Below are 26,125 nucleotides of genomic sequence, written 5' to 3'. Positions count from 1 at the left end.
GGCTGCTTTGCAGCCCATCGCCGACAAGCCAGCCCCACAGGTACTGCATAAGCCCTGAGGCCTGTGCGGTCCATGTGGGAGCTGGCTTGCCGGCGATGAGGCCGGTACAGGCTTACTCGATGAAAGTGACCACACCACCTTCCAGCGACTTCACCCGGGCCAGCGATTCAACGCGGTAGCCCTGGCTGTCCAGTTCGGCGCGGCCGCCCTGGAACGACTTCTCGATGACGATACCCAGGCCGGCCACGGTGGCGCCGGCCTGCTTGATGATCGAGATCAGTGCCTGCGACGCCTTGCCGTTGGCCAGGAAGTCGTCGATCACCAGCACGCGGTCGCTGCTGTTCAGGTGGCGCGGCGAGATGGCCACGGTGTTCTCGGTCTGCTTGGTGAAGGAGTACACCGAGGCGGTCAGCAGGTTTTCGGTCAGGGTCAGCGACTGGTGCTTGCGGGCGAAGATCACCGGTACGCCCAGCTTCAGGCCAGTCATCACTGCCGGGGCAATGCCGGAGGCTTCGATGGTGACGATCTTGGTCACGCCAGCATCGGCGAACAGGCGGGCGAACTCGTCACCGATCAGCTGCATCAGCGCCGGGTCGATCTGGTGGTTGAGAAACGCGTCCACTTTGAGGACCTGATCGGAAAGCACGATGCCTTCTTCGCGAATCTTCTGATGCAGTGCTTCCACTGTGATTTCCTCGATGTAACAAAGGTGGCCGCTGGAGGCGGCAATATTAAAGAGTAATGGTTGATCAGCGTTTGAGCATTGCCCGGATGTCGGCCAGGGCGTTGTTGCCGCGTGCCGCCTTCACCTCGACCGGGGCGTCGTCCAGACCTTCCCAGGCCAGGTCGTCGGGTGGCAATTCGTCGAGGAACCGGCTGGGCGTACAGTCGATGATTTCACCGTACTGTTTGCGCTTGGCGGCGAAGGTAAAGGCCAGGGTCTGGCGGGCGCGGGTGATGCCCACATAGGCCAGGCGGCGCTCTTCTTCGATGGTGTCAGCCTCGATGCTGGAGCGGTGCGGGAGGATTTCCTCTTCCATGCCCATGATGAACACGTAGGGGAACTCCAGGCCTTTGGAGGCATGCAGGGTCATCATCTGCACCCCTTCGGCGTTCTCTTCTTCTTCCTGCTGGCGCTCGAGCATGTCGCGCAGCACCAGCTTGCCGATGGCGTCCTCGATGGTCATGTCACCCTCTTCATCCTTTTCGAGGGTGTTTTTCAGTGCGTCCACCAGGAACCAGACGTTGCTGATGCGGAAATCGGCGGCCTTGTCGCTGGCGGTCTGCTGGCGGATCCAGTTTTCGTAGTCGATGTCGCGGATCATCTCGTGCAGCGCGGCAATCGGGTCTTCCAGGGCGACCTTCTGGCGTACCCCGTCCAGCCAGTGTTTGAAGCGCTGCAAACGCTCGGTATAGCGGGCGTCCAGGTGTTCACCCAGGCCCAGCTCGTCGCTGGCGGCGTACATGGAAATGCCGCGCTCGGTGGAATAGTTGCCGAGCTTTTCCAGGGTGGTGGAGCCGATCTCGCGGCGCGGCACGTTGATCACCCGCAGGTAGGCGTTGTCGTCGTCCGGGTTCACCAGCAGGCGCAGGTAGGCCATCAGGTCCTTGACCTCCTGGCGGCCGAAGAAGCTGTTGCCGCCCGACAGGCGATACGGCACCTGGTGGTGCTGCAGTTTCAGCTCGATCAGCTTGGCCTGGTAGTTGCCGCGGTAGAGGATGGCAAAGTCGCTGTACGGGCGGTTGGTGCGCAGGTGCAAGGTGAGGATCTCCATGGCCACCCGTTCGGCCTCGGCTTCCTCGTTCTTGCAGCGGATCACGCGGATCTCGTCGCCTACACCCATCTCGCTCCACAGCTGTTTTTCGAACGCGTGCGGGTTGTTGGCGATCAGCACGTTGGCACAGCGCAGGATCCGGCTGGTGGAGCGGTAGTTCTGTTCGAGCATGACGATCTTCAGGGAGGGGTAGTCCTCCTTGAGCAGCATCAGGTTCTCGGGGCGGGCACCGCGCCAGGCATAGATGGACTGGTCGTCGTCGCCCACCACGGTGAACTGGTTGCGCATGCCGATCAGCATCTTCACCAGCAGGTACTGGCTGGCATTGGTGTCTTGGTACTCGTCCACCAGCAGGTAGCGCACGCGGTTCTGCCAGCGCTCCAGCACCTCGGGGTGTTCCTGGAACAGCTTCACCGGCTGCAGGATCAGGTCGTCGAAGTCCACTGCGTTGAACGCCTTGAGCGTGCGTTGGTAGTGGGTGTAGACGATGGCGGCGGTCTGCTCGCGCGGATTGCGCGCCTTTTCCAGGGCTTCTGGCGGCAGGATCAGGTCGTTCTTCCAGGCACCGATCATGTTCTTGATCTCGTCGATGCCGTCGTCGCCTGAGTATTCCTTCTGCATGATGTCCGACAGCAACGCCTTGATGTCGGACTCGTCGAAGATCGAGAAGCCCGGCTTGTAGCCCAGCCGCTCGTGTTCCTTGCGGATGATGTTCAGGCCCAGGTTGTGGAAGGTACACACCGTCAGGCCGCGACCTTCCCCCGGGCGCAGCAAGGTGCCAACCCGCTCCTTCATCTCGCGCGCGGCCTTGTTGGTAAAGGTCATCGCCACGATGTACTGGGCACGAATGCCGCAGTTCTGGATCAGGTGGGCAATCTTGCGCGTGATCACGCTGGTCTTGCCCGAGCCTGCACCGGCGAGCACCAAAAGAGGGCCGCCGACATAGTCACGGGCTTCCTGCTGCCGGGGATTGAGTCGGGACATGCTAGAAACCGGGGGTCGCCAGAAAATAGCCGCGCATTCTAACAGCCATGGGGCCGTTGTGGCGTGACCGTCTGACGTCTGAGTCAGACTTTTATTGGCGCCCTGTATTAGTCAGGCTAATGCCAGGCACTGGAAAAATCGTATTTGCCGAACGGGCCTGATTTCGCGCAGGATGCACGACAAAATACGTCGGGTCGCCGCAGAGTCCGGTGTATGTATAAAATTGAAAATCATTTTCATCAATGCAGTAGCATATTCATCTTCTCTCGTTGTGCCGTGAAGCCCTAAGGAGCCCGCTTGTCCACGCCTGTCGAACCTCTGCGTTTGCTGCTGTTGGCTGATGAGCCGGAATGGGCCGTGCTGCTGCGCGAGTGCGTGCAGGGGTTGGGTGGCACTGCAGTGCTGTTGACGGCGCCTGACTGGGAGGCCGTCGACAGCCTTTTCAGCCATGACCGGCAAGCCGTGGTCCTGGCGACTGCGGCACTGCAACCAGCGCCGGGGCGCTGTGAGCTGCCGACCATCCTGCTGCTGGACGACGAGCCCGCGGTGGCCCCCAGCGGCGTCAGCGACTGGCTGGTGCGCCAACAGCTCAGCACCGATAGCCTGCGCCGCTCGCTGCGGCATGTGCGCGAACGCGGTGTGCTGGTGGCCACCTTGCAGCGCCTTGCCGAGCAAGACCCACTGACCGGTATCGCCAACCGCCAGGGCTTCCAGGCCTTGCTCACGGCACGGCTGGCTGAAAACGAAGGCCGGGGCGTTGCCCTCGGCCACCTCGACCTGGACAACTTCCGCCACGTCAACGACGCCCTTGGCCACCAGAGCGGTGACCGCCTGATCCTGCAGGTTGTGGCCCGGTTGAAACACCAACTGGAAGCGGGGGACCAATTGGCGCGCCTGGGCAGCGACGAATTCGCGCTGCTGATCGACACGCGCCGCGACCCGAACCGCGCCGAATGGATTGCCGAACGCATCGTCGAGGCCTTGGCCGAGCCCTATTGGATCGATGGCGAAAGCTTGCTGTTGGGCTGCAGCCTGGGCCTGGCGCATGCCCGTGCCCAGGGCGGCGCCGACCCGCTGATGTGGCACGCGCACATCGCCATGCGCCAGGCCAAGGGTAGCCAGGGCTGCACCTTCCATGTGTTCAACGAGCGCATCAACCGTAACGCCCGCAGCCTGGCCGACCTGGAAAGCGAACTGCGCCGCGCCCTGCGCCGGGATGAACTGGAACTGCACTATCAACCCCGGCTGAACCTGGCCGATGGGCGCATCGTGGGGCTCGAGGCGCTGGTGCGCTGGCGGCACTCGGACCGGGGGCTGCTACCGCCCTGCGAGTTCGTGCCGCTGGCGGAGCAAAGCGGCCTGATCGTGCCATTGGGCTACTGGGTGATTTCCCGTGCGCTGCGCGACATGCAGGCGTTGTGCGAACGCGGCCTGGAGCCGCTGCACATGGCGGTCAACCTGAGCTTCCGCCAGTTCCAGGATAGCCAGCTGCTGGCCACCTTGAGCCGGCTGATCCTCGAGCACGGGGTGGATGCTCGCTGGCTGGAATTCGAGCTGACCGAAACGGCGGTCATGCGCCGCAACGAGCTGGTACGCCAGACCATGGATGCGCTGGGCCGGCTGGGCGTGCGCTTCTCGCTGGATGACTTTGGCACCGGTTTTTCGTCGTTCGTACACCTGAACAGCCTGCCGATCACCTTGCTCAAGGTGGACCGCAGTTTCGTGGCCGAAATGGAAATGCGCGAGGAAAACCGCAAGCTGGTGCACGCCATGATCAACCTGGCGCACAACCTTAACCTTGAGGTGGTGGCTGAAGGGGTGGAGAGTGAGGAGCAACTGGAGCTGCTGCGCGGGTTTGGTTGTGACCAGGTGCAAGGCTTTCTGGTCAGCAAGCCACTGCCGGTGGGGGAGTTGATGGAGTTTTTGCTGCAGGCGCCTGACTGTCAGTTGGGGGTTGTCCTTTAGGGCCCTTTCGCGGGCACGCCCGCTCCCACAGGGGCCGCGCACTGTACCTGTGGGAGCGGGCGTGCCCGCGAATAGGCCCTGAAGTCAGGCCGAGGCGGTAGCCTCTCCACCAATCCCAGCTTTGCGCAACAACCGCTTCATCCGCCACTCAAAACCAAAGGTCAGCGCCACCGCCGCGCACGCCAGCCCCAGCGCCAACCCCCACCAGATCCCGACCGCCCCGCCGCCCAGGTTGAATGCGAACAGCCAGGCGCTCGGCGCGCCTACCAGCCAATAGCAGCACAGCCCGATCAGGAAGGTGGTCTTGGCATCTTTCAGGCCGCGTATGGAGCCCATGGCGATGGTCTGCATGCCATCGAACAGCTCGAACCAGGCCGCCACCATCAGCAACTGCACCGCCAGTTGGTAGATGGCGGCAAAGCCCGGGTCATTACGGTCTATGAACAGGCTCACCAGCGCCTCGGGCAACAGCAAAAACAGCGCGGCAAAGGCAAACATCACGGTTGCCCCGAAGCCGATGCCCACGCGCCCCGCACTGCGCGCCGCCAGCAGGTTGCCGGCGCCGTAGTACAAGCCCACGCGCATGGTTACCGCATAGGAGAGCCCTGTCGGCACCATGAATGCCGTGGACACGATCTGCAGGGCGATCTGGTGGGCCGCCAATTCGGTGCTGCCCAGCACCCCCATGCACAACGCGGCAAAGGCGAACAGGCCCACTTCCACCATGTAGGTGCCGCCAATCGGCAGGCCCAGCCGCCATAGCTCACGCAGGGCGTGCAGCGATGGGCGCGACAGGCCCTTGCGCAGCGGGTAGGCGGCATAGGCCGGGTGCCAGCGGATGTACAACGACAGGGCAATGGCCATGCCCATCGACACCACCGCAGTGACCAGGCCGATACCCATCAGCCCGAGCCTGGGCAGGCCGAACATGCCCTCGATCAGCGCCACGTTGAGCAGGTAGTTCAGCACCGTGCCGACCAGGCTGATGACCATCACCGGGGTCGAACGGCCAAGGGCACTGGTGAACCCGCGCAAGGCCATGAAGGTCAGGTAACCGGGCAACGCCAGCGGCAGCAGGGTCAGAAACTGGGCAGCCGAGGCCACGTTCTCGGGCTGTTGCCCGAACAGCAGCAGTACCGGCTCAAGGTTCCACAGCACCAGCGCGGCGAACAGCGCCAGGCCCCAGGCCAGCCACAGGCCGTTCTGAGCCAGGCGGGTGGCCCCTTCGATGTCGTTGGCGCCCTTGCGAATCGCCACCAGGGTACCCACTGCGGCGATCACCCCCAGGCAGAAAATCGACACGAAGGAATAGCTGGCGGCGCCCAAGCCACCGCCGGCCAAGGCCTGCGGGCTGATGCGGGCCATCATCAGGGTGTCGGTCAGCACCATCAGCATGTGCGCCAGCTGCGAGGCGATCAGCGGCCCGGCCAGGCGCAGTAAAGCCTTGAGTTCTGTAGTGGGCGCGACGTGCATGGGCTGTCCTTGTTCCTGAGGTGATCAACGAAGCGCGATTCTGAGGCTTTGGTCAACTTTGCACAAAAGGATAAAAGCGATGGTTGGCATGAGTTGAACTCATGCCTGCAAGTTTCGGATAATTCGCTTCTGTCCCTGGATTGCAGGTGCCTCATGTCGCGCCAGCTACCTCCGCTGTATGCCTTGCGCGCATTCGAAGCCGCCGCGCGGCTCAGTTCGTTCACCCGCGCGGGCGAAGAGCTGTCGATCACGCAAAGTGCCATCAGCCGGCATATCCGTACCCTGGAAGAGCATTTCGCCTGCCGCCTGTTCGTGCGCAGTGGCCGCACCCTGCAACTGACCGAAGCTGGGCGGGTATTGCTGCCGGGGGTGCGCGAAGGCTTTGCCGCGTTCGCCCGTGCCTGTGAAACCCTGTGTGGTGAAGATGACATCCTGCGCATGAAAGCACCTTCGACCCTGACCATGCGGTGGCTGCTGGCCTGCCTGAGCCGGTTTCGCCACCTGCAACCCGGTAACGAGGTACAACTGACCAGCGCCTGGATGGATGTGGACCATGTGGACTTCAACCAGGAACCGTTCGATTGTGCCGTGTTGCTCAGCGATGGAGTGTTCCCGGCAGACTGGGAGGTACGCAAGCTGTTCCCGGAGTTGTTGATTCCGGTCGGCGCACCGGACCTGCTTGGCGAAAAGCCCTGGGGCGTGTCCCGGCTGGCCGGTATCGAGCTGCTGCACCCCACGGTGGACAAGCGCGACTGGCGTGACTGGCTGCAGCGCATGGGCCTCGCTGGCAAGGTATCGCTCAAGGGTGGGCAGGTTTTCGACACGCTGGAGCTGAGCATGATTGCCGCAGCGCGTGGCTACGGCATCTCCATCGGCGACTTGCTGATGGTGGCCGAGGACGTGGCGCAGAAGCGCCTGAGCCTGCCCTGGCCGACGGCGGTGCCCAGTGGCATGGATTACTACCTGGTGTGGCCGCGTACCCGGCGCGGGGGCGAGCGGTTGCGCCGGTTGAGTGCATTTCTGGAACAGGAGGTAGCGGCCATGGATCTCCCGGATGTGGAAATTCTCCCGCCCCTTTGATGGCCCGTGGAGGCGACAGAAAACGTTTGCGAATATCCCGGCCCGACACTCAAGTATTCGCCCGCGACGCCGATTCACTGGCACCAGCGTCCCGGAAGAGGGCGCACTTCCCGTCGATAGAAAGCGGGCGGTCAGTGTGATCAGGACGATCCCGGCCTCTTGCCAGGAGCTTCACATGTCTCAACCCCGTGCCCGCATAGCCTCGCAGCTCGGTGTCGCCCTCGCCATCGTGCTGGCGCTGGTGATTTCCGGCAGTACCCTGTTTGCCCTGCGTTCGCTGGACGATGCCAACCTCGCCACACGCCAGGCGCACCTGGGCAGTGAAGCGCGCCTGCTGGCCGACCAGCTCGAAACCTTCCACAGTTCGCTCAAGGACAATACCCAGCGCCTCAGCGGGTTGTTCGAGCGCCGCTTCGCCTCGGGCCTGTCGCTGCATGCCGGTGAAACGGTGCAGGTCGCCGGGCAGGCAACACCGGCGCTGTACCTGGGTGATCATTTGCTGAACAACGATTTTCAGCAGGTTGACGAATTCCAGCAGATGACCGCTGGCATCGCCACGCTGTTCGTGCGCAGTGGCGAAGACTTCGTGCGCATCAGCACCAATCTGAAGAAGCAGGACGGCAGCCGCGCCATCGGCACTCAGCTCGACCGTCAGCACCCGGCCTACCGCAAGTTGCTGGCCGGGCAGATGTACGTTGGCCGCGCCGTTTTGTTCGAGCGTAACTACATGACCCGCTATGTGCCGGTAAGTGACGGCAACGGCCGGGTAATTGCCGTATTGTTCGTTGGCTTCGACTACACCGATGCGCAGAACACCCAGTTTGCCAACCTCAAGCGTTTCCGCATTGGCCAGACCGGTTCGCTGGCCCTGCAGGACGAGAACGGCCAGTGGCTGGTGCCACCAGCCAATGCCGATCAACCGCTGTACAGCGCAACTGCCGCATTTGCCGAAGGCCCGTGGACGGTGGTGGCGAGCATGCCGATGGCGGAAATCCGTGAGGTGACCTGGAGTGTAGGCCTGCGCCTGGCCATCGGTAGCCTGCTGGCGATGGTCCTGGCGGTGGCGGCTACCCTATGGCTGTTGCGGCGCAAGCTGCGGCCGCTGGACGCGCTGGTGCGCCAGGCCGAAGCGCTGGGCGCAGGTGACCTGAGCGCGCGGCTAAGCGTGACCAGCCACGACGAAATCGGCCAACTGGCCAGCAGCTTCAACAAGATGGGCGAGGCCTTGTCAGGCATGGTCGAGCACATTCGCAGTGCGTCCGAGCAAGTCAGCTCGCGCGCCAAATCGTTGTCTGGCCTGTCGGCCGGGGCCTGCGAGGGCATGGAGCAGCAGTCCGGTGAAATCACCAGCATGGCCGGTGCGGTGGAGGAGTTCAGCGCCACCTCGATGAACATCGCCGACAACATGGCGGGCACCGAGCGCATGGCGCGTGACAATGCCCAGCAGACCCGCATCGGCCGCAGCGCCATGGATGAAGCATCGCGTTCGCTGAAGCAGATCGCCGATGCCCTCGGCGGTACGGCCACGGTGATGGACAGCCTGGGGGCACGCTCGCAGGAAATCGGCGGCATCATCAGCGTGATCACTGCCATCGCCGAACAGACCAACCTGCTGGCGTTGAATGCGGCCATCGAGGCTGCCCGCGCCGGTGAGCAGGGCCGCGGCTTTGCGGTGGTGGCGGACGAAGTGCGCAGCCTGGCCGCACGAACCCGCCAGGCCACGGATGAAATATCCGGGATGATCACCAGCATCCAGCAGCAGACCGGGCACGCCATCACGACGCTGGAGCAGGGTAACCAGCTGATGCAGGAAGGTCTGCAGCGCAATGACAAGGTGGCGCAAGCGCTGGCGCGTATCGACGAGCAGAGCCGTGCGGCGGGTGAGCAGTTCACGGTGATCAGTACGGCGACTCAGGAGCAGAGCAGCACGGCGACGGTGCTCAGCCGCAATTTGCAGAGCATTGCCCAGGCCAACGGCGAGCAGCGCGAGGTGGCCAATGAGCTGGCCTTTACCGCGCGGGAGCTGGAAGGGCTGGCGGCGCAGCTGCGGCAGGAGGTCGACCGTTTTCGCTGATACCGCAGGGGGCCGCTTTGCGGCCCATTCGCGGGCACGCCCGCTCCCACAGGTACAGCGCAAGCCTTGAACCTGTGGGAGCGGGCGTGCCCGCGAATGGGGCGCCAAGCGCCCCCGGCGATCTACCGGCTTACATCGAACCTAGGTTCAACGCCTGCGCACAAGCCTGCAGCGACCGCCGCTCGCTTTGCGCATACAGCGCCAGTTCATCCTGCACCTGCAGCCCCAATGCTGCTTCAAAGGCATCGCGGTTGGCATTGCTGCCGTACTCGGCCTGCGCATCGTCACCCAGGTTGGACTGGAAGATGCCCGCCGCGCTTACCGGCAGAAAGTCCTCGTAGACCAGCGCTTCGAAGTGCACATGGCCGGCCTCGATCAAGCCCTCCAGGGTAGTCGGGCGACCGTCCTGATCCCGCGCAGCCAGGCCTTTCTCGGTAGCGAAGTAACGGAAATACGCCAGGCCCTGCTCACGCATCTGCGCGAGGTCGTCCGGGAATTCGGCAAAGCTGTCCTTCAGCAGTGTCATGTAACGTTCAGCGTTGGCCTCGGCAGGCGCACCGCCCAAGGCAGCGCGGGTGGCATCGAGCAGTTTGTCGTACAGCTGGCGGCCCTTGGGTGTCAGGGCCGCACCGCGTTGCTCGATTTCGCCAAAGCGCGCGGTGTGGCTGCCTTCGCTGCCCTGCTGGTCGCTGAAGGCGACCTTTTCCTGCAGGGCCTTGAAGCTGGTCTGGCGCAGCAGGATCGGGTGGCGGCGGGTGGGCGGGCCTTCCACCACGGCCTTGGGCGGAATGCCCTTGGCCGGCATGCCGACCTGAATGGCATCGATGTCCAGCGTACGCGGGGTCAGGTGGTTGATGTGCGGGCCCTTGAAGGCCACCACGTCGGCAATCAGGCGGTGCTGATCGTGCAACTGCTGATATTGCTCGGCGGTGACGGTGGCGTCCTGGTGCCAGCGGAAGGTGTGCAGGGCCTCCTGCACGAATGCGGCGGCATCGGTGGCATTCAAGCCGCCGTCGCGCTCGCACTGGGCGATCAGTTCGAGGGCGCGCGCGGTGAAGATCTGGCGCTTGGCCAGGATGCTCTGGGCCAGTTCGCGCAGTTGCGGGTTGTCGATCAGTTCCAGGCGCAGCAGCGAGGTGAACACCCGGAACGGGCTGATGTGCAGGGACTGCTCGTGCACCGCGCGGAAGGCGGTGGAGTGCACCGGCACACCGGCAGAGCTAAGGTCGTAGTACCCAACCGGCTGCATGCCCATCACCGCGAACAGGCGGGCGATGGTAGCCAGTTCTGCGGCGGTGCCAACCCGGATGGCGCCATGCCGCTCGTGGTCCAGGCGCTCGATTTCGCCGGTCCAGCGCAGGGCCTCGGCAACGTCGGGCTGCTGGGCCATGACCTGCTGGTTGATTTCGCTCACCAGCTCCAGCAGCGTGCCGTACAGCGGCACTTCCTGTTTGTACATGAGCGACATGGCGGCAGAAAACTGCGCGCGAATGCTGTCGGGGCTGACGAAATCGTGGGCGGGCATCGCTAGCTTCCTGGTTAGGTTCGGACGCTTACATGAAAGCTGGGAATGCACCTTGCTCACAAGCGAAAAAAAGTGAGTGTGTCATTCCTTTTTTGATCGACCTCAAGGGCCATTGGGGCTGCTTTGCAGCCCATCGCGACACAAGGCCGCTCCTACAGGTCGAGGTAGGCCCGGCAACCTCAAACCTGCAACTGCTCGCCGATCCACTCCACCAACGCCCGTACCTTGGGCACCTCCGCCGCATGCTCGGCATACGCCAGGTAATGCGCCCCGGCACTGCGCATGGCGTGATCCCATGGCACCACCAGGCTGCCGTCGGCCAGCTCCTTGGCTGCCAGGTAGCGCGGCACCAGTGCTACCCCGCAGCCTGTCTGCGCGGCGCTCAATGCCATATAGAAGGTATCGAAGCGCGGCCCGTGGTAGGCGTTGACGCTTTGCAGGCCCTGCTCCAGGAACCACTCGTGCCAGGCCTCGGGGCGCGAGGTACTCTGCAACAGCACCAACTCAGCCAGCTGTTCGGCGCCCGCCAACTCACGCCCGGCCAGCAGCTCCGGCGCACACACCGGCACCACTTCTTCGCCGAACAGCGCCACGCAGGTGGCACCCGGCCAGGTGCCCTGACCATAGAAGAACACCACGTCCGCCGAACCCTGCAGCAGGGCGAACGGCTCCATCTCGTTGCGGATATCCAGGTGGATATTGCTGTGCCGTTTGCCAAAGCCCTTGAGGTGCGGGATCAGCCAGCGCACGCCAAAACTCGGTTGAGTGGCGACCTTCAGTATCTCGGTCTGCTCGCCATAGGTGAGCACGTAGCGGCTGGACATATCCACCTGGGTAAGGATCTTGTTGACCTCGGCCAGGTACAGGCTGCCGGCCGGGGTCAGTTGCAGGCGCCGGCGAATGCGCAGGAACAGGTGATGGCGCAGCATGTCCTCCAGCTGCGCCACCTGCTTGCTGACCGCGCTCTGGGTCAGGTGCAGCTCTTCAGCGGCACGGGTAAAACTCAAATGGCGGGCTGCAGCTTCAAAGCACTGCAGGGCGGTCATGGAGGGCACCAGGCGTTTGGACATAGCGGTCTCTGCGATACGGATCATTACCTGGTGGAATGATATGCGGAATAAAGGTCGTTTGTTGTACCTATGTGATCGGATTAATACTGATCCACATCATTTTTCCACCCCATCACCCGATGTAGGAGAAGCACAAATGGTTGCTGGATTGCTCGAGCGCCTTGGCGTTGCCGCCGAGGCTTACACCCAGGGCGATTACCCTGTTCACACGCCGATCGACGGCAGCCAGATCGCCTCGGTGAAACTGCTCGGCAAGGCCGAGGCCACCGCCTGCATCGACCAGGCCCAGAGCGCCTTCGAAGCCTGGCGCAGCGTACCGGCACCACGCCGCGGCGAGCTGGTGCGTCTGTTTGGCGAAGTGCTGCGTGCGCACAAGGCCGACCTCGGCGAGCTGGTCTCGATCGAAGCCGGCAAAATCACCCAGGAAGGCCTGGGTGAAGTTCAGGAAATGATCGACATCTGCGACTTCGCCGTGGGGCTGTCGCGCCAGCTGTACGGCCTGACCATCGCTTCCGAGCGCCCAGGGCACCATATGCGTGAAACCTGGCACCCGCTGGGGGTGGTCGGCGTGATCAGCGCCTTCAACTTCCCGGTCGCGGTGTGGGCCTGGAACACCGCACTGGCCCTGGTGGCCGGCAACTCCGTGGTATGGAAGCCGTCCGAGAAAACCCCGCTGACCGCCCTGGCGTGCCAGGCACTGTTCGAAAAAGCCCTGAAAGCCTTTGGTGACGCCCCGGCGGGCCTGGCGCAGCTGGTCATCGGTGGCCGTGAAGCCGGTGAAGCCCTGGTCGACGACCCGCGTGTGCCGCTCGTCAGCGCCACCGGCAGCACCCGCATGGGGCGCGAAGTTGGCCCACGTGTGGCTGCACGCTTCGGCCGCAGCATCCTTGAGCTGGGCGGCAACAACGCCATGATCCTGGCCCCCAGCGCCGACCTCGACCTGGCCGTGCGCGGCATCCTGTTCTCGGCGGTCGGTACCGCCGGCCAGCGCTGCACCACCCTGCGCCGCCTGATCGTGCACCGTTCGATCAAGGACGAAGTGGTTGCCCGGGTCAAAGCTGCCTACGGCAAAGTCCGCATTGGCGACCCGCGCAAGGACAACCTGGTTGGCCCGTTGATCGACAAGCTGTCGTTCGACGCCATGCAGGGCGCCCTGGCCAAGGCCCGCGACGAAGGCGGCCAGGTATTCGGTGGTGAGCGTCAGCTGGCCGAGCAGTACCCGAATGCCTACTACGTGTCGCCAGCCATCGCTGAAATGCCGGCGCAAAGCGACGTGGTCCGCCACGAAACCTTCGCCCCGATCCTCTACGTACTGGCCTACGACGACTTTGAAGAGGCCCTGCGCCTGAACAACGAAGTGCCACAAGGCCTGTCGTCGTGCATCTTCACTACCGACCTGCGTGAGGCCGAACGTTTCCAGAGCGCTGCGGGTAGTGATTGCGGCATTGCCAACGTCAACATCGGCACCAGCGGTGCCGAGATCGGCGGTGCGTTCGGTGGCGAGAAAGAGACCGGTGGTGGCCGGGAATCCGGTTCGGATGCCTGGAAGGGCTACATGCGCCGCCAGACCAACACTGTGAACTACTCGCGCGAGCTGCCGCTGGCACAGGGTATCGTGTTCGACTGATCGGTTGATGCTGCATGGCCGGGGGCTTTGCCCCCGGTTCGCGGGTGAACCCGCTCCTACGGGCACTGCACAGCTTTTCGAACCTGTGCAGTGCCCGTAGGAGCGGGTTTACCCGCGAATGGGCTGCAAGGCAGCCCCAACAAGAACAAATTGCTGGAGCCGGGCCATGTCCGAACTGCGTCAACAATGCTTGTGGGAATTCGTCAGCACACCGAGCGTGGCCGCCCAGGCCCTGGCCGGTGAGCACAAGGCCGATGTGTGCGTGATCGGTGGCGGCATTACCGGCCTGTCGGCGGCCATTCACCTGCTCGAGCAGGGCAAGTCGGTGATCCTGCTGGAGGCCTGGAAGGTCGGCCACGGGGGCTCCGGGCGCAACGTCGGGTTGGTCAATGCCGGTACCTGGATCCGCCCCGACGACGTCGAGGCGACCCTTGGCCAGAAGCAGGGCAGCCGCCTTAACCAGGTGCTGGGTGAAGCCCCGGCTGAAGTGTTCGCAATGATCGAGCGCCTGGGCATCGACTGCCAGGCCCAGCACAAGGGCACGTTGCACATGGCGCACAACGCCACCGGCATCGCCGACCTTGAGGCCCGCCACGAGCAGTGGCGCCGTCGCGGTGCCGACGTGGAGCTGCTGACCGGCGCGCAGTGCCAGGAATACTGTGGCACCGACAAGATTTCCGCCGCGTTGCTCGACCGCCGCGCCGGCACCATCAACCCCATGGGCTACACCCAGGGCCTGGCTGCGGCCGTGGTGCGCCTGGGTGGCCAGCTGTTCCAGCAGTCGGCTGTCGAAGGCCTGGCGCGCGAGGGCGACGCCTGGCGGGTCAAGACGGCCCGTGGCTCGGTACGGGCCGACAAGGTGGTGATTTCCACCGGTGCCTACACCGAAGGCGACTGGAGCAACCTGCAGAAGCAGTTCTTCCGCGGTTATTACTACCAGGTCGCCTCCAAGCCGCTGCAAGGCGTTGAGGCCGACAAGGTACTGCCGCACGGCCAGGGCTCATGGGACACCCGCACCGTGCTCAGCAGTATCCGCCGTGACGACCAGGGCCGCCTGTTGCTCGGCAGCCTGGGCCGGGTCGACAACAAGCCCGCCTGGTTCGTGCGCAGCTGGGCCGACCGCATTCAAAGCCATTACTACCCGGGCCTGGGCAAGGTCGAGTGGGAAATGCACTGGACCGGTTGCATCGACTTCACCCCCGACCACCTGATGCGCCTGTTCGAGCCGGCGCCGGGGCTGGTGGCGGTGACCGGGTATAACGGGCGTGGGAATACCACCGGCACCGTGATTGGCCGGGCGTTTGCCGAGTTCCTGCTCAAGGGTGAGGCGGGCAGCCTGCCGATTCCGTTCTCGCCAATGAGTGGCGTGAGCGCGCCATCGCTGCGCACCGCGTTCTATGAGTCCGGGTTCTCGCTGTACCACGCGGGGCAATGCCTGCGGGTTGTGTTGTAAGTACCGGCCTCTTCGCGGGTAAACCCGCTCCTACAGGTACAACACAAGTCTCGAATATTGTGTTGTACCTGTAGGAGCGGGTTTACCCGCGAAGAGGCCAGTACAGGCTTACTTGTGCAACCAGCTGAGGAAGCCGCCCTTCTTGATCAGGGCCGGCTTCTGCTGCAACAACGACTCCCGGCTCTGGCGCCGGAACCGCTGCAACTTGCTCAGCGCCGCCTGCACATCGCCACGTTGCGCCAGGCAACTTTTCACCTGCTCTTTGTCGATGCGGTACAGCACGCAGCTGGTCAGTGTACGGAACTCGGCCAGTGACTCGTCTTCGTCGATGATCCCCTCCACCCCCAGCACCTCGCCCGGCCCCATGCGCCCGGCCTCCAGCAGCTTGTCGCCATCGCGCACAGAGGCCGACACCACGCCGCTGCCAATCACCAGCAAATGGTCGGAATGCGCGCCTACCTCCAGGATCACCTGATCCGCCAGGTACTCCACCGTCGTCATGCGCTGGCTCAATGCGTCACGCTCTTCAGCGCTTAGCGAACGGAACACCCGTACCTCGTCCAGCACTTCGCGCTGGCGGCTGCGTGGCGGCATGGCCAGGTCGACGTTCCACATCACCCCGCTCGCCTCCAGGTGGCGGTGCGCCAGGTCGAACAACTGGTTGCGTGCCGCAGTCTTGCCGCCCATGTCGGCAATGAACCCGCTGGCCTCGTACTCCACCGACTCCAGTGTCGAGGCCTTGACCGACACCTTGGGCGCAGGTGAAGCAAGGATCGCGCTGGTGCCCTGCAGGGCTTTTTCCAGTGCGTCGAACACCCGCCTGGGCCGCACTTTGGCCGGCACTACCACGTTGATCGACACCCCATGCACATCCGCCGGCCTGCTGTGGTTGAGCAGGCGCGCCTTGGCCGCCACCGAATTGGGGATCACCGCCAGGCTACCTGTGCCCGTGAGCAGGCGCGTGGCCCGCCAGTCGATATCCAGCACCTTGCCTTCGGTGCCGTCGATCGCGATCGAATCGCCAATCTGGTAAGGCCGCGTGGTGTTCAGCACGATGCCGCTGAACACGTCAGCCAGCGTGCTCTGCAACGCCAGGCCTATGACGATGGCCATCACGCCCGAGGTGGCCAGCAGGCCCTTGACTGGCAGCTGCAGCACATAGCCTGCGGCCGCGACTACCGCGGCAAGGAAGATCAGCGCCCCCAGCACGTCCTGCAGCAAGCGCCCGCCGTGGCTACCCCGCGCTACCAGCAACAGGCCGAACACCACGGTGACCGTGCGCGCGCCAAACAGCCACCAGCCGATGGCCAATACCGTGGCCATCAGGTTGCGCGGCACATCGTCCGGCCAGGGCGGTGGCTGCAGCGGGCTCATGCCGGCGGCCACCAGCACCGCGCTGAACAACAGGAAAAGCACCAGCCGCATACCGATGCGCCAGGCCCGGTGCTGGAGGGGGATCAACTGCCAGATTACGAGGTCGAGCAGGATCAGGGCAGTACCGAGCAGCAACGGGGACGACTGGATGAACGCCAGCATGGTGGTCTCGGGAGTGAGGGGAGGGCTGTGGGTAGTAATAGAGCAGGTTGGCCGGGCAGGCAATGGGCGCCTGCGTGCGGGTAAACCCGCCCTGAGCGAGATGCGGTCCCTGTGGGAGCGGGCAAGCCCGCGAAGAGGCCAGCAAATCCAGCGCCAATCTATCGTTCCCAAAACAGAACGCTAAAGCCAAAAACCGCTATCTACCGCTCGAAAGGTGACGGTTTTAATCTTCTCCCATCAACGCGAAACACCCAATTTGCTGAACTTCAAACCCTATGGAGCAACGACCATGACCAACTTCAAATACAACCGCCTGAACAAAGACGATGCCGCCGTACTGCTGGTCGACCACCAGGCTGGCCTGCTGTCGCTGGTGCGCGACATCGAGCCGGATGCCTTCAAGAACAACGTACTGGCCCTGGCTGACCTGGCCAAGTTCTTCAACCTGCCGACCATCCTCACCACCAGCTTCGAACAAGGCCCCAACGGCCCGCTGGTCCCGGAACTGAAAGCCTTGTTCCCGGACGCGCCGTACATCGCCCGACCAGGCCAGATCAACGCCTGGGATAACGAAGACTTCGTGAAGGCGGTGAAGGCCACCGGCAAGAAGCAGCTGATCATCGCCGGCGTGGTCACCGAAGTGTGCGTAGCCTTCCCGGCGCTGGCCGCCCTGGAAGAAGAGTTCGACGTGTTCGTGGTTACCGATGCCTCCGGGACCTTCAACGCCATGACCCGCGACGCCGCCCATGACCGCATGAGCCGCGCTGGCGCCCAGTTGATGACCTGGTTCGGGGTTGCCTGCGAGCTGCACCGCGACTGGCGCAACGACATTGAAGGCCTGGCCGCGCTGTGCTCCAACCATATCCCGGACTACCGCAACCTCATGACCAGCTACAACGCCTTCAACGCCAACAAGTAAGCCGCAGCCGCGGGCACCCTCAGCCGGTGCCCACGCAGGGCAGCACACTTATCCAATCCAGCGCCCGTTGGCCGTTGCACAGTGGCTGTGGGCAAGCTCACCCAAGGAACGCCGATGAACACCGCACTCCAAGACAACCGCGAAGTGGTGACCGTATGCCTGCAGCACCAGGTGCTCGATAGCACGTCGGATACCTCGGCCGCGCAACCGCCGCGCTGGAAGCAGGCGCTGCTAACCTACCTGGTGATCTGCCCGATGACCATGGTCGTGCCGCAACTGCTGGCGCCGCTGTTTGCCCGCTTCCCGCAACTGGGGGGCGCGATCACCGGCAACCTGATCGTCAACCTGTTCGTCATTCTGCCCGTGGTGTTCTACATCATGCCTTGGGTGACCCGTCGCTGCGCCAACTGGCTGCGCGGCTGAGCCAGCCCCTGACCTCGATAATCCAGGAGATACCGCTATGAGCACGTTCGTTACCCGCGATGGTACTTCGATCTACTTCAAGGACTGGGGCACCGGCAAGCCCGTGCTGTTCAGCCACGGCTGGCCGCTGAATGCCGACATGTGGGACACGCAGATGGAGTTCCTGGCCAGCCGCGGTTACCGCGCCATTGCCTTCGACCGCCGCGGTTTCGGGCGCTCGAGCCAGCCATGGAACGGCTACGACTACGACACCTTCGCTGATGACATCGCCCAGCTGATCGAACACCTCGACCTGCGTGATGTGACCCTGGTGGGCTTCTCCATGGGCGGCGGTGACGTAAGCCGCTACATCGGTCGCTACGGCACCGAGCGGGTCGCCGGGCTGGTGTTGCTGGGCGCCGTTACGCCGGTGTTCGGCAAGCGCGACGACAACCCCGAGGGTGTCGACCTGTCGGTGTTCGAAGGTATCGTGGCTGGTCTGCGTGCCGACCGGGCGCAGTTCATCGCCGACTTCGCCACACCGTTCTATGGCATCAACCATGGGCAGCAGGTATCCCAGGGCGTGCAGACGCAGACCTTGAACATAGCGCTGATGGCGTCGCTCAAGGCCACCCTGGATTGTGTGACGGCGTTCTCCGAAACCGACTTCCGGTCGGACATGGCCAAGGTCGATGTACCGACGTTGGTGATTCATGGCGATGACGACCAGATCGTGCCGTTCGAGACTACCGGCAAGCAGGCGGCGGCGCAGATTCGTGGGGCTGAGCTGAAGGTGTACGCCGGCGCGCCGCATGGGTTTGCCGTGACTCATGCGCAGCAGCTGAATGAGGACCTGCTGGCGTTCTTGAGTCGCTGAACAAGCCGGGGCCGCTTTGCGGCCCCAACCGCCGGCAAGCCCACAGGGGCTGTTCAGGGCTCAGAAGCTGTGAAGCCCTTGTGGGCGCTGGCTTGCCGGCGATGGGGCCAGCCCTGGCAACACAAAACTTGATCAGGGCTAACCTTCAACAGCCCCACCGCACATCCATCCAAGCCTTGCCCCTGTATCGGGCGGCATGCTCTGCAGTCGCGCCTGCCGCCGCCGCGCCCAGAGACGGAGAACACCATGCCCCAGGACCGCCACGACAAGACTCGTCGCCAGTTCCTCGCCAGCAGCACCGTACTGGGTGCTGCCGGCGCGCTCTGGTCTGCATTGCCCTTCACCGGCGCCGCCGGTTCCGCTCACGCATCCACGCAAGGAGGTTCCATGACCGCCGACCTGATTCTGTTCAACGGCAAGCTGCACACCGTTGACCGCGAAAAGCCCACTGCCACCGCCGTCGCCATCAAGGACGGCCGTTTCATCGCCGTGGGCAACGACGCCGAGGCCATGGCCCACAAGGGCGCCAGCACGCAAATCGTCGACCTCAAGCAGCGTACGGTCATTCCCGGCCTGAACGACTCGCACCTGCACCTGATCCGCGGCGGCCTGAACTACAACCTGGAGCTGCGCTGGGAAGGCGTGCCGTCGGTGGCCGATGCCCTGCGCATGCTCAAGGACCAGGCTGCGCGCACGCCTACCCCGCAGTGGGTGCGTGTGGTGGGTGGCTGGAACGAGTTCCAGTTCGCTGAAAAACGCATGCCGACCCTGGAAGAAATCAACCAGGCTGCACCCGATACGCCGGTGTTCCTGTTGCACCTCTACGACCGCGCATTGCTCAACCGTGCCGCACTCAAGGCCGTCGGCTACGACAAGAGCACCCCGAACCCGCCGGGTGGCGAAATCCAGCGTGACAAGTTCGGCAACCCGACGGGCATGCTGATTGCCCGCCCGAACGCGATGATCCTCTACGCCACCCTGGCCAAAGGGCCGAAGCTGCCGCTGGAGTATCAGGTCAACTCGACCCGCCAGTTCATGCGTGAGCTGAACCGCCTGGGCCTGACCAGTGCCATCGACGCTGGCGGCGGCTACCAGAACTTCCCCGACGACTACTCGGTGATCCAGGAGCTGGCCGACGACAACCAGCTGACAGTGCGCATTGCCTACAACCTGTTCACCCAGAAGCCCAAGGAAGAACTGGACGACTTCAGGAAGTGGACATCCAGCGTCAAGCTGCACAGCGGTACCGACTTCCTGCGCCACAACGGCGCTGGCGAAATGCTGGTGTTCTCCGCCGCCGACTTCGAGGACTTCCTCGAGCCGCGCCCGGACCTGCCGCAGACCATGGAAGAAGAGCTGGAGCCGGTGGTGCGCCACCTGGTCGAGCAGCGCTGGCCGTTCCGCCTGCATGCCACCTACAACGAATCGATCACGCGCATGCTCGACGTGTTCGAGAAGGTCAACCGCGATATCCCGTTCAATGGCCTGCCGTGGTTCTTCGACCACGCCGAAACCATCACCCCGCAGAACATCGAGCGCGTGCGTGCGTTGGGCGGCGGCATCGCCATCCAGGACCGCATGGCCTTCCAAGGCGAGTACTTCGTGGACCGCTATGGCGCCAAGGCTGCCGAGCAGACCCCGCCGATCAAACGCATGCTGGAGATGGGCGTGCCGGTCGGCGCGGGCACCGACGCTACCCGCGTGTCCAGCTACAACCCCTGGACCTCGCTGTACTGGCTGGTCAGCGGCAAGACCGTTGGCGGCATGGAGCTGTACAAGGAAGGCCTGGACCGCGAGACCGCGCTGCAGCTGTTCACCCAGGGCAGTGCCTGGTTCTCCAGCGAGCAAGGCAAGAAGGGCCAGATCAAAGTAGGCCAACTGGCCGACCTGGCGGCCTTGTCGTTGGACTTCTTCAGCGTTGATGAAGAAGCGATCAAGGGCATCGAATCGGTGCTGACCATTGTCGATGGCAAGGTCGTGTACGGTGCCGGCGAGTTTGACCGCCTCGGGCCACCGCAGGTGCCGGTGCTGCCGGAGTGGTCTCCAGTAGCCAAGGTGCCGGGGCACTGGCGCGTGGGTACGCCGTCGCTGGCGGCAGCCGTGCACCAGTGTTCGGGGCCGTGCGGGGTGCATGCGCACAGCCATGACAAGGCGCGCAAATCGAGTGTTCCGGTCAATGACTTCCAGGGGTTCTGGGGGGCGCTGGGCTGTTCGTGCTTTGCTTTCTAAGCTGATGTGATGTCGAGAAGAAGGGGCTGCGCGGGTAATGCCTGTCAGTTAAGCGTTACTGGGGCTGCTTTGCAGCCCTTCGCGGGCACGCCCGCTCCCACACGTTAGGCGCTGAACTCAAGAAATGCGCGATACCCTGTGTGCGGGCATGCCCGCGAAGAAGCCAGCTCAGGACTCAAGCCATGTCGCTGACCGCAAACTCTTCGGCCAAGTGATCGATCAACGCCCGTACCGAAGGCAACAACCCACGCCGCGACGGGAATATGGCATGCACGATGCCACAGCGCGGGTGCCAGTCCGGGATCAGTTCCACCAGCCGCCCCGCCGCCAGGTCCTCGCGCACGGCCACCCTTGGCAAGTGCGCAATGCCAACCCCGGCCACCACGAAATGACGCAGGGCAAACAGGTCGTCGGTCACCATGCGTGGTTTGTGCGGGATGACGATGCTGCGGCTGCTGTCTTCACCCCGAAACAGCTCCCACTGGTACTCGCGCTGGGCGCTGCCCCAGTGAAGGCTGGGCAGCGTGCTGAGCAACTGCGGGTCGAAACCTTTGGGCAACTGCTCCAGGTATTGAGGCTGGCCGACCAGGCACTGGGTGCTGTTGCTTAGCACCTTCATCACCATGTCGGTGTTTTCCAACGGTGGAAAGCGCACCCGCAAAGCGATGTCGAAGCCCTCGTGCAGCAGGTCGACGCGGCGGTTGGTGCTTTCGATGAACAGCTCCACCTGCGGGTACTTGAGCATGTAGCGGGTCAGCATCGGCCCGACCCAGGAGTTGAGCAGGGTGGTCGGGCAGCTGATGCGCACCAGCCCGCGCGGTTCGCTGCGGTTGCGCTCGATGATCTCCGCCGCGCCCTCGGCCTCCACGCGCATGGCCAGGCAGCGGTTGTAGTAGGCCTGGCCGATCTCGGTGAGCGAGCAATGGCGGCTGGTGCGGTGCAGCAGGCGCACGCCCAGGCGCTCCTCCAGGTCGGCGATGCGCCGGCTGAGCTTCGACTTGGGCATGTCCAGCGCCCGGCCTGCCGGGGCGAAGCCACCGTGCTCGACTACCTGGGTGAAGTAGTAGAGGGAGTTGAGGTCTTCCAATGATCGGTCTCCGGGTTTGGCTTGCCGGCGATAAGGCCAGCACAGCCCCTACACAGCCATCGTTCACGAAACGGAACGCTAAAGCCAGATTCTGCTGACTACCGCCACAAAGGTGATGATTTTAATCTGTGCCCATCAACGCGAAACACCCCGAATAGCTGAAAAATTCATAAACCTTTGGAGCGCAGACCATGAGCAAATTCACCTACAACCGCCTGAACAAAGACGACGCCGCTGTACTGCTGGTAGACCACCAGGCTGGCCTGCTGTCGCTGGTGCGTGACATAGAGCCGGACAAGTTCAAGAACAACGTCCTGGCGCTGGCCGACCTGGCGAAGTTCTTCAACCTGCCTACCATCCTCACCACCAGCTTCGAACAAGGCCCCAACGGCCCGCTGGTACCCGAGCTGAAGGAGCTGTTCCCGGACGCGCCGTACATCGCTCGCCCCGGCCAGATCAACGCCTGGGACAACGAAGACTTCGTCAAGGCGGTGAAGGCGACTGGCAAGAAGCAACTGATCATTGCGGGTGTGGTGACCGAGGTGTGCGTGGCATTCCCGGCGCTGTCGGCGCTGGAAGAGGCATTTGACGTGTTCGTGGTGACTGATGCTTCCGGCACCTTCAACGAAATGACCCGCGATGCGGCGCATGACCGCATGAGCCAGGCCGGTGCGCAGATGATGACCTGGTTTGGCGTGGCCTGTGAGCTGCACCGTGACTGGCGCAATGATGTGGAAGGGCTGGCGGCGCTGTGCTCCAACCACATTCCGGATTATCGGAATCTGATGACCAGCTATAACGCGTTGACTGCGGGTAAGTAACCGATCACTAGCAGTACGCATACAAGCCGGCTCCTTGCATAAGGGGCCGGCTTTTTTTGTTTACTGTACCGGCCCTTTCGCGGGCTCGCCCGCTCCCACAGGTGTCGCGCAAGCTTCAAACCCACTGCAGAACCTGTGGGAACGGGCATGCCCGCGAAGAGGCCGGCACCGGCAATCTCAATTCACTGACTGCATTCAGGTTGCCCCAGAACAGGCTCTTGCCGGTTTCGCCCAGGTGTTCCAGGGCTTTGTAGCCACAGCCGTAAGCGCCCCGCAGGTACTGGGCGACATGGACCAGGGCGTCACGGGCGCAGATGCCCGGGTTTACGGTGAACAAGTGTGGGTGGCCAGCATCGCAGCGGTTGAAGGCGCGTTGGGCTGTGTCGGGCTGAACTGTAACGACCCATTTCCCCGCAGAAGGCGGAAGTTGTACGCGGGGTGGAAAACCGGTGGGCAGGCAAGCCGGTTGGCCAAACGGCTACACGCGCACAACTGCCATTACGGCAGCCCTTTATCACATCCGGGTTTCCATACCCGATCGCTGAACCGACAGCGACCCGGTGATCGTCAGGAGACAGGATGAGGGCGTTCAGAGCCCCCAGATTGGCGAGTGCCCCATTCCGCTTTGGGCAATTTCTGACAGTGAAAAAGGATGGCATGACGGCGCCATTGAGCAACGTCGAGAGCAAACTGGGCAACCCGGAAATCCTTCAGGAGTAACCCCATGTTCCGCTCCACTGCCAGCTTGAAGGTGTAAGGCATGACCTTACACTAACCCTTCAATGATCAGAAGTTTCAGGCACAGGGGCCTGAGGCTGCTCCATCAGCTACGTGACACATCTGGGGTGCGTGCGGATCATGTCAATCGCTTGCGGCGTTTGCTTGCTTCCCTTGACGTAGCAAAAACGGCTTCAGATATGAATCGCCCTGGTTATCGTCTTCATCCCCTGCATGGAAAGCTGGAAAGCTTTTGGGCGGTGAATGTTTCGGGTAACTGGCCCCTCGTGTTTCGCTTCATTGGTACCGATGTGGAGCTTGTTGACTATCTCGATTACCACTAAGGAGGCCTCAGCCATGCCTATGTTTGATCCTCCCCATCCCGGGGAGTCATTGCGAGAGGATGTGTTGCCCGCAATTGGAATGAACGTCTCTGAGTTAGCTCGTCACCTGGGCTACTCACGGGGGCAATTATCCACGGTGCTCAATGGGCGTGCCGCAATATCTGCCGATCTTGCTTATCGACTTGAATTGGCTGGCCTCGGTCCTGCCCGGCAGTACCTTGCCGAACAGGCGGCCTACGATCTTTGGCAAGCGGCCCACCGTGAGCATCCTAAGATAGAGCGGTTGATATTTGCCTGATTGTTCAGTCCGCATCCGAATCAAACAACCGCTCCAACTCAACCCGCGCCTCCTTGGCCGTTTGCATCACCTTGGCCCGGTCATCGCGGACCTGCCCCTGGGCCACCAGCACTTCTTCGTCATGCTGGGTGAACCGTGCAATCCGGTCCGCCGCCTGCTCATCGCTCAAACCCAGCCCCACCAGCGCGCGGCGGGTCATCTCTAAGCTGGAATAGAACGTCTCGCGGATTGGCTCGGCACCGACATCCGCCAACTTGTGCACATGCTGGCGGTTGCGCGCACGGGCCAGCACTTTCAGGTGCGGGTACAGGCGCTTCACCCGCTCGGCTGTGTGAATGGCAGCTTCAGGGTCATCGATGGTGATGATGAAGTACTCCGCTTCACCCACCTTGGCGGCATGCAGCACTTCCTGGCGCAGCGGGTCGCCGTAGAACACCGGCACCTGCTCGAACATACGGGTCATCTCGATGGCATCGACCGAGGTTTCCAGGGCAATGAACGGGATCTTCTGCGCGCGCAGGATGCGTGCAACGATCTGCCCCATACGCCCCATGCCGACGATTACCGCCCGAGGCGTATCCGCCTGTATCTGCTTGTATTGCTCAGGCACTTCACGCGCAGGTTGCGGCCGCTTGAGGGCGCGGGCGCAGGCAATCATCAGCAGCGGGGTAATGGCCATCGACAGGGTGATGGTCATCAGCAGCAGGTCGTAGGTCTGGGCGTCGAACAGGCCCTGGTCCTTGCCCAGCTTGAACACCACGAACGCGAACTCGCCGCCGGCCGCCAGCACCATGCCCAGGCGTAGCGCGCTGGCGCCGCTCAGGCCACCGGCCAGGCGGCCAACGCCAACCAGCAGCACCAGCTTCACTGCCACCAGCAGCAGGGTCAGGCCCAGCACCACCAGCGGCATTTCCAGCAGCAGCCGCAGGTTGGCACCCATGCCGACACTGATGAAGAACAACCCCAGCAGCAGGCCCTTGAAAGGCTCGATCTGAGATTCCAGCTCGTGGCGGTACTCCGAGTCCGCCAGCAACAAGCCGGCGAGGAAGGCACCCAGCGCCATGGAAATGCCGGCTTCCTCCATCAACCAGGCGGTACCGATCACCACCAGCAGCGCAGTGGCGGTAGACACCTCTGGCAGGCCGGTGCGGGCCACCGTGCGGAACACCGGGCGCAGCAGGTAGCGGCCGCCGACGATCACCACGGCGATGCTGGCGAAGATCTGCAAGCCGTGTTGCAGGCTGTCGCCGTGGCTGGTGTCCGGCCCGCTGGCGGCCAGCAGCGGCACCAGGGCGATCAGCGGTATGGCGGCGATGTCCTGGAACAGCAGGATGGCGAAGGCCAGGCGGCCGTGCGGGGCATTGAGTTGCTTGCTTTCGGCCAGGCTTTGCAGGCCGAGGGCAGTGGATGACAGCGCCAGGCCAAGGCCGAGCACGATGGCCGCAGGTAGCGCCTGACCGAAACCGAACAGGGCAATGGCGCCGATCAGCACGCCGGTCAGCACCACTTGGGCGGTACCGACGCCGAACACTGCCTTGCGCATCAGCCATAGGCGTTTGGGGGACAATTCCAGGCCGATGATGAACAACAGCAGCACCACGCCCAGCTCGGAAATGTGCGCCACGCTTTCGGTATCGCGGATCAAACCCAATGCCTGCGGGCCAATGACCACACCGGCCAGCAGGTAGCCAAGCACGGCACCCAGTTGCAGGCGCTTGGCCAAGGGCACGGCAAGGACGGCGGCGAGCAGAAAGATCACCGCGGTTTGTAGAAGGCTGCCTTCATGTGGCATGGGCTCGTACTCCATGAGCTGCCGGGGCAGCGTTCGAACGGGTTGGCGGACAATTCTGAGGGCCGGGGGTGGTGTTA

The 26,125-nt window shown here is 63.4% G+C and carries 20 protein-coding genes and 2 pseudogenes; 13 read left to right on the top strand and 9 right to left on the bottom strand.

Annotated features, from left to right (window positions below):
* Nucleotides 1-112: 112 nt before the first annotated feature.
* Together L1P09_RS24565 and rep are read right to left on the bottom strand one after the other, a co-directional pair.
* Nucleotides 113-685 carry a xanthine phosphoribosyltransferase gene (locus L1P09_RS24565; RefSeq protein WP_009683322.1) on the bottom strand — a complete coding sequence of 191 codons (573 nt, stop codon included), beginning with the start codon at nt 683-685 and terminating at the stop codon, nt 113-115.
* Between the two features lie 64 nt (nt 686-749).
* Complete coding sequence (gene rep / locus L1P09_RS24560; RefSeq protein ID WP_029887601.1) at nt 750-2,759, bottom strand: DNA helicase Rep; 2,010 nt, start codon at nt 2,757-2,759, stop codon at nt 750-752.
* A 297-nt stretch (nt 2,760-3,056) separates the two neighbouring features.
* Here rep and L1P09_RS24555 point away from each other — a divergent pair, with 297 nt between their 5' ends.
* On the top strand, nt 3,057-4,724 hold the full coding sequence (locus tag L1P09_RS24555) for a putative bifunctional diguanylate cyclase/phosphodiesterase (RefSeq protein ID WP_047150067.1): 1,668 nt from the start codon (nt 3,057-3,059) through the stop codon (nt 4,722-4,724).
* 84 nt (nt 4,725-4,808) lie between these two features.
* On the opposite strand, the gene L1P09_RS24550 is transcribed toward L1P09_RS24555, so the two are convergent.
* Entirely contained in the window at nt 4,809-6,197 is a 1,389-nt protein-coding gene (locus L1P09_RS24550) for a NorM family multidrug efflux MATE transporter (protein WP_154211411.1), read from the bottom strand.
* A gap of 153 nt (nt 6,198-6,350) precedes the next feature.
* On the opposite strand from L1P09_RS24550, the gene L1P09_RS24545 reads away from it, so the two are divergent.
* From L1P09_RS24545 to L1P09_RS26475, 3 genes and pseudogenes are all read left to right on the top strand, one after another.
* Nucleotides 6,351-7,277, top strand: a complete 927-nt coding sequence (locus L1P09_RS24545) for a LysR substrate-binding domain-containing protein (protein ID WP_054905187.1) — start codon at nt 6,351-6,353, stop codon at nt 7,275-7,277.
* Nucleotides 7,252-8,496: pseudogene (locus L1P09_RS26480) on the top strand (Cache 3/Cache 2 fusion domain-containing protein); the annotation flags it as partial. The gene L1P09_RS24545 and the pseudogene L1P09_RS26480, both read left to right, overlap by 26 nt.
* A complete protein-coding gene (locus tag L1P09_RS26475) occupies nt 8,491-9,351 on the top strand; it encodes a methyl-accepting chemotaxis protein (RefSeq protein WP_371105801.1) in 861 nt (286 codons plus the stop codon). The pseudogene L1P09_RS26480 and the gene L1P09_RS26475, both read left to right, overlap by 6 nt.
* 130 nt (nt 9,352-9,481) lie before the next feature.
* Here the strand turns inward: L1P09_RS26475 and hglS are convergent, their stop codons facing one another.
* Both hglS and L1P09_RS24530 read right to left on the bottom strand, forming a co-directional pair.
* A complete protein-coding gene (gene hglS, locus L1P09_RS24535) occupies nt 9,482-10,876 on the bottom strand; it encodes a 2-oxoadipate dioxygenase/decarboxylase HglS (protein WP_054905185.1) in 1,395 nt (464 codons plus the stop codon).
* 179 nt (nt 10,877-11,055) lie between these two features.
* Nucleotides 11,056-11,946 carry a LysR family transcriptional regulator gene (locus L1P09_RS24530; protein ID WP_054905184.1) on the bottom strand — a complete coding sequence of 297 codons (891 nt, stop codon included), beginning with the start codon at nt 11,944-11,946 and terminating at the stop codon, nt 11,056-11,058.
* A 136-nt stretch (nt 11,947-12,082) separates the two neighbouring features.
* Here L1P09_RS24530 and amaB point away from each other — a divergent pair, with 136 nt between their 5' ends.
* Together amaB and amaA are read left to right on the top strand one after the other, a co-directional pair.
* Entirely contained in the window at nt 12,083-13,573 is a 1,491-nt protein-coding gene (amaB, locus tag L1P09_RS24525; protein ID WP_290129188.1) for an L-piperidine-6-carboxylate dehydrogenase, read from the top strand.
* Nucleotides 13,574-13,739: 166 nt separating this feature from the next.
* Nucleotides 13,740-15,026: an L-pipecolate oxidase gene (gene amaA / locus L1P09_RS24520; RefSeq protein WP_054905183.1), complete on the top strand. Its 1,287-nt coding sequence runs from the start codon at nt 13,740-13,742 to the stop codon at nt 15,024-15,026.
* Nucleotides 15,027-15,134: 108 nt separating this feature from the next.
* Here amaA and L1P09_RS24515 read toward each other — a convergent pair whose 3' ends face one another.
* Entirely contained in the window at nt 15,135-16,562 is a 1,428-nt protein-coding gene (locus tag L1P09_RS24515) for a mechanosensitive ion channel family protein (RefSeq protein ID WP_235768245.1), read from the bottom strand.
* Nucleotides 16,563-16,851: 289 nt separating this feature from the next.
* Here L1P09_RS24515 and ycaC (L1P09_RS24510) point away from each other — a divergent pair, with 289 nt between their 5' ends.
* From ycaC (L1P09_RS24510) to L1P09_RS24495, 4 genes are all read left to right on the top strand, one after another.
* Nucleotides 16,852-17,481, top strand: coding sequence for an isochorismate family cysteine hydrolase YcaC (gene ycaC / locus L1P09_RS24510; protein ID WP_009681621.1), 630 nt, complete (start codon nt 16,852-16,854; stop codon nt 17,479-17,481).
* A 114-nt stretch (nt 17,482-17,595) separates the two neighbouring features.
* Nucleotides 17,596-17,904, top strand: a complete 309-nt coding sequence (locus L1P09_RS24505; protein ID WP_192441278.1) for a hypothetical protein — start codon at nt 17,596-17,598, stop codon at nt 17,902-17,904.
* Nucleotides 17,905-17,941: 37 nt separating this feature from the next.
* On the top strand, nt 17,942-18,760 hold the full coding sequence (locus tag L1P09_RS24500; RefSeq protein WP_235768244.1) for an alpha/beta fold hydrolase: 819 nt from the start codon (nt 17,942-17,944) through the stop codon (nt 18,758-18,760).
* A 387-nt stretch (nt 18,761-19,147) separates the two neighbouring features.
* Entirely contained in the window at nt 19,148-20,989 is a 1,842-nt protein-coding gene (locus L1P09_RS24495; RefSeq protein ID WP_235768980.1) for an amidohydrolase, read from the top strand.
* Nucleotides 20,990-21,164: 175 nt separating this feature from the next.
* Here the strand turns inward: L1P09_RS24495 and L1P09_RS24490 are convergent, their stop codons facing one another.
* On the bottom strand, nt 21,165-22,076 hold the full coding sequence (locus tag L1P09_RS24490) for a LysR substrate-binding domain-containing protein (RefSeq protein WP_125854672.1): 912 nt from the start codon (nt 22,074-22,076) through the stop codon (nt 21,165-21,167).
* A gap of 191 nt (nt 22,077-22,267) precedes the next feature.
* On the opposite strand from L1P09_RS24490, the gene ycaC (L1P09_RS24485) reads away from it, so the two are divergent.
* On the top strand, nt 22,268-22,897 hold the full coding sequence (gene ycaC, locus L1P09_RS24485; RefSeq protein WP_009681627.1) for an isochorismate family cysteine hydrolase YcaC: 630 nt from the start codon (nt 22,268-22,270) through the stop codon (nt 22,895-22,897).
* A gap of 115 nt (nt 22,898-23,012) precedes the next feature.
* On the opposite strand, the pseudogene L1P09_RS24480 reads toward ycaC (L1P09_RS24485), so the two are convergent.
* A pseudogene (locus L1P09_RS24480) lies at nt 23,013-23,285 on the bottom strand (hypothetical protein); the annotation flags it as partial.
* 394 nt (nt 23,286-23,679) lie between these two features.
* Between L1P09_RS24480 and L1P09_RS24475 the strand changes: the two are divergent.
* Nucleotides 23,680-23,958, top strand: a complete 279-nt coding sequence (locus L1P09_RS24475) for a type II toxin-antitoxin system RelE/ParE family toxin (RefSeq protein ID WP_082414659.1) — start codon at nt 23,680-23,682, stop codon at nt 23,956-23,958.
* A 13-nt stretch (nt 23,959-23,971) separates the two neighbouring features.
* The gene (locus tag L1P09_RS24470) at nt 23,972-24,256 is read left to right on the top strand and encodes a HigA family addiction module antitoxin (protein ID WP_009681630.1); all 285 of its coding nucleotides are present in this window, start codon (nt 23,972-23,974) and stop codon (nt 24,254-24,256) included.
* A gap of 4 nt (nt 24,257-24,260) precedes the next feature.
* Here the strand turns inward: L1P09_RS24470 and L1P09_RS24465 are convergent, their stop codons facing one another.
* Nucleotides 24,261-26,048, bottom strand: coding sequence for a monovalent cation:proton antiporter-2 (CPA2) family protein (locus L1P09_RS24465; RefSeq protein WP_054905179.1), 1,788 nt, complete (start codon nt 26,046-26,048; stop codon nt 24,261-24,263).
* Nucleotides 26,049-26,125: the final 77 nt, after the last annotated feature.

Source organism: Pseudomonas juntendi (assembly GCF_021560075.1).
GTDB classification, from domain to species: Bacteria; Pseudomonadota; Gammaproteobacteria; order Pseudomonadales; family Pseudomonadaceae; genus Aquipseudomonas; species Aquipseudomonas juntendi.
Note: the sequence above shows the minus strand (reverse complement) of the source record. Positions and strands in the feature narration are given on the sequence as shown.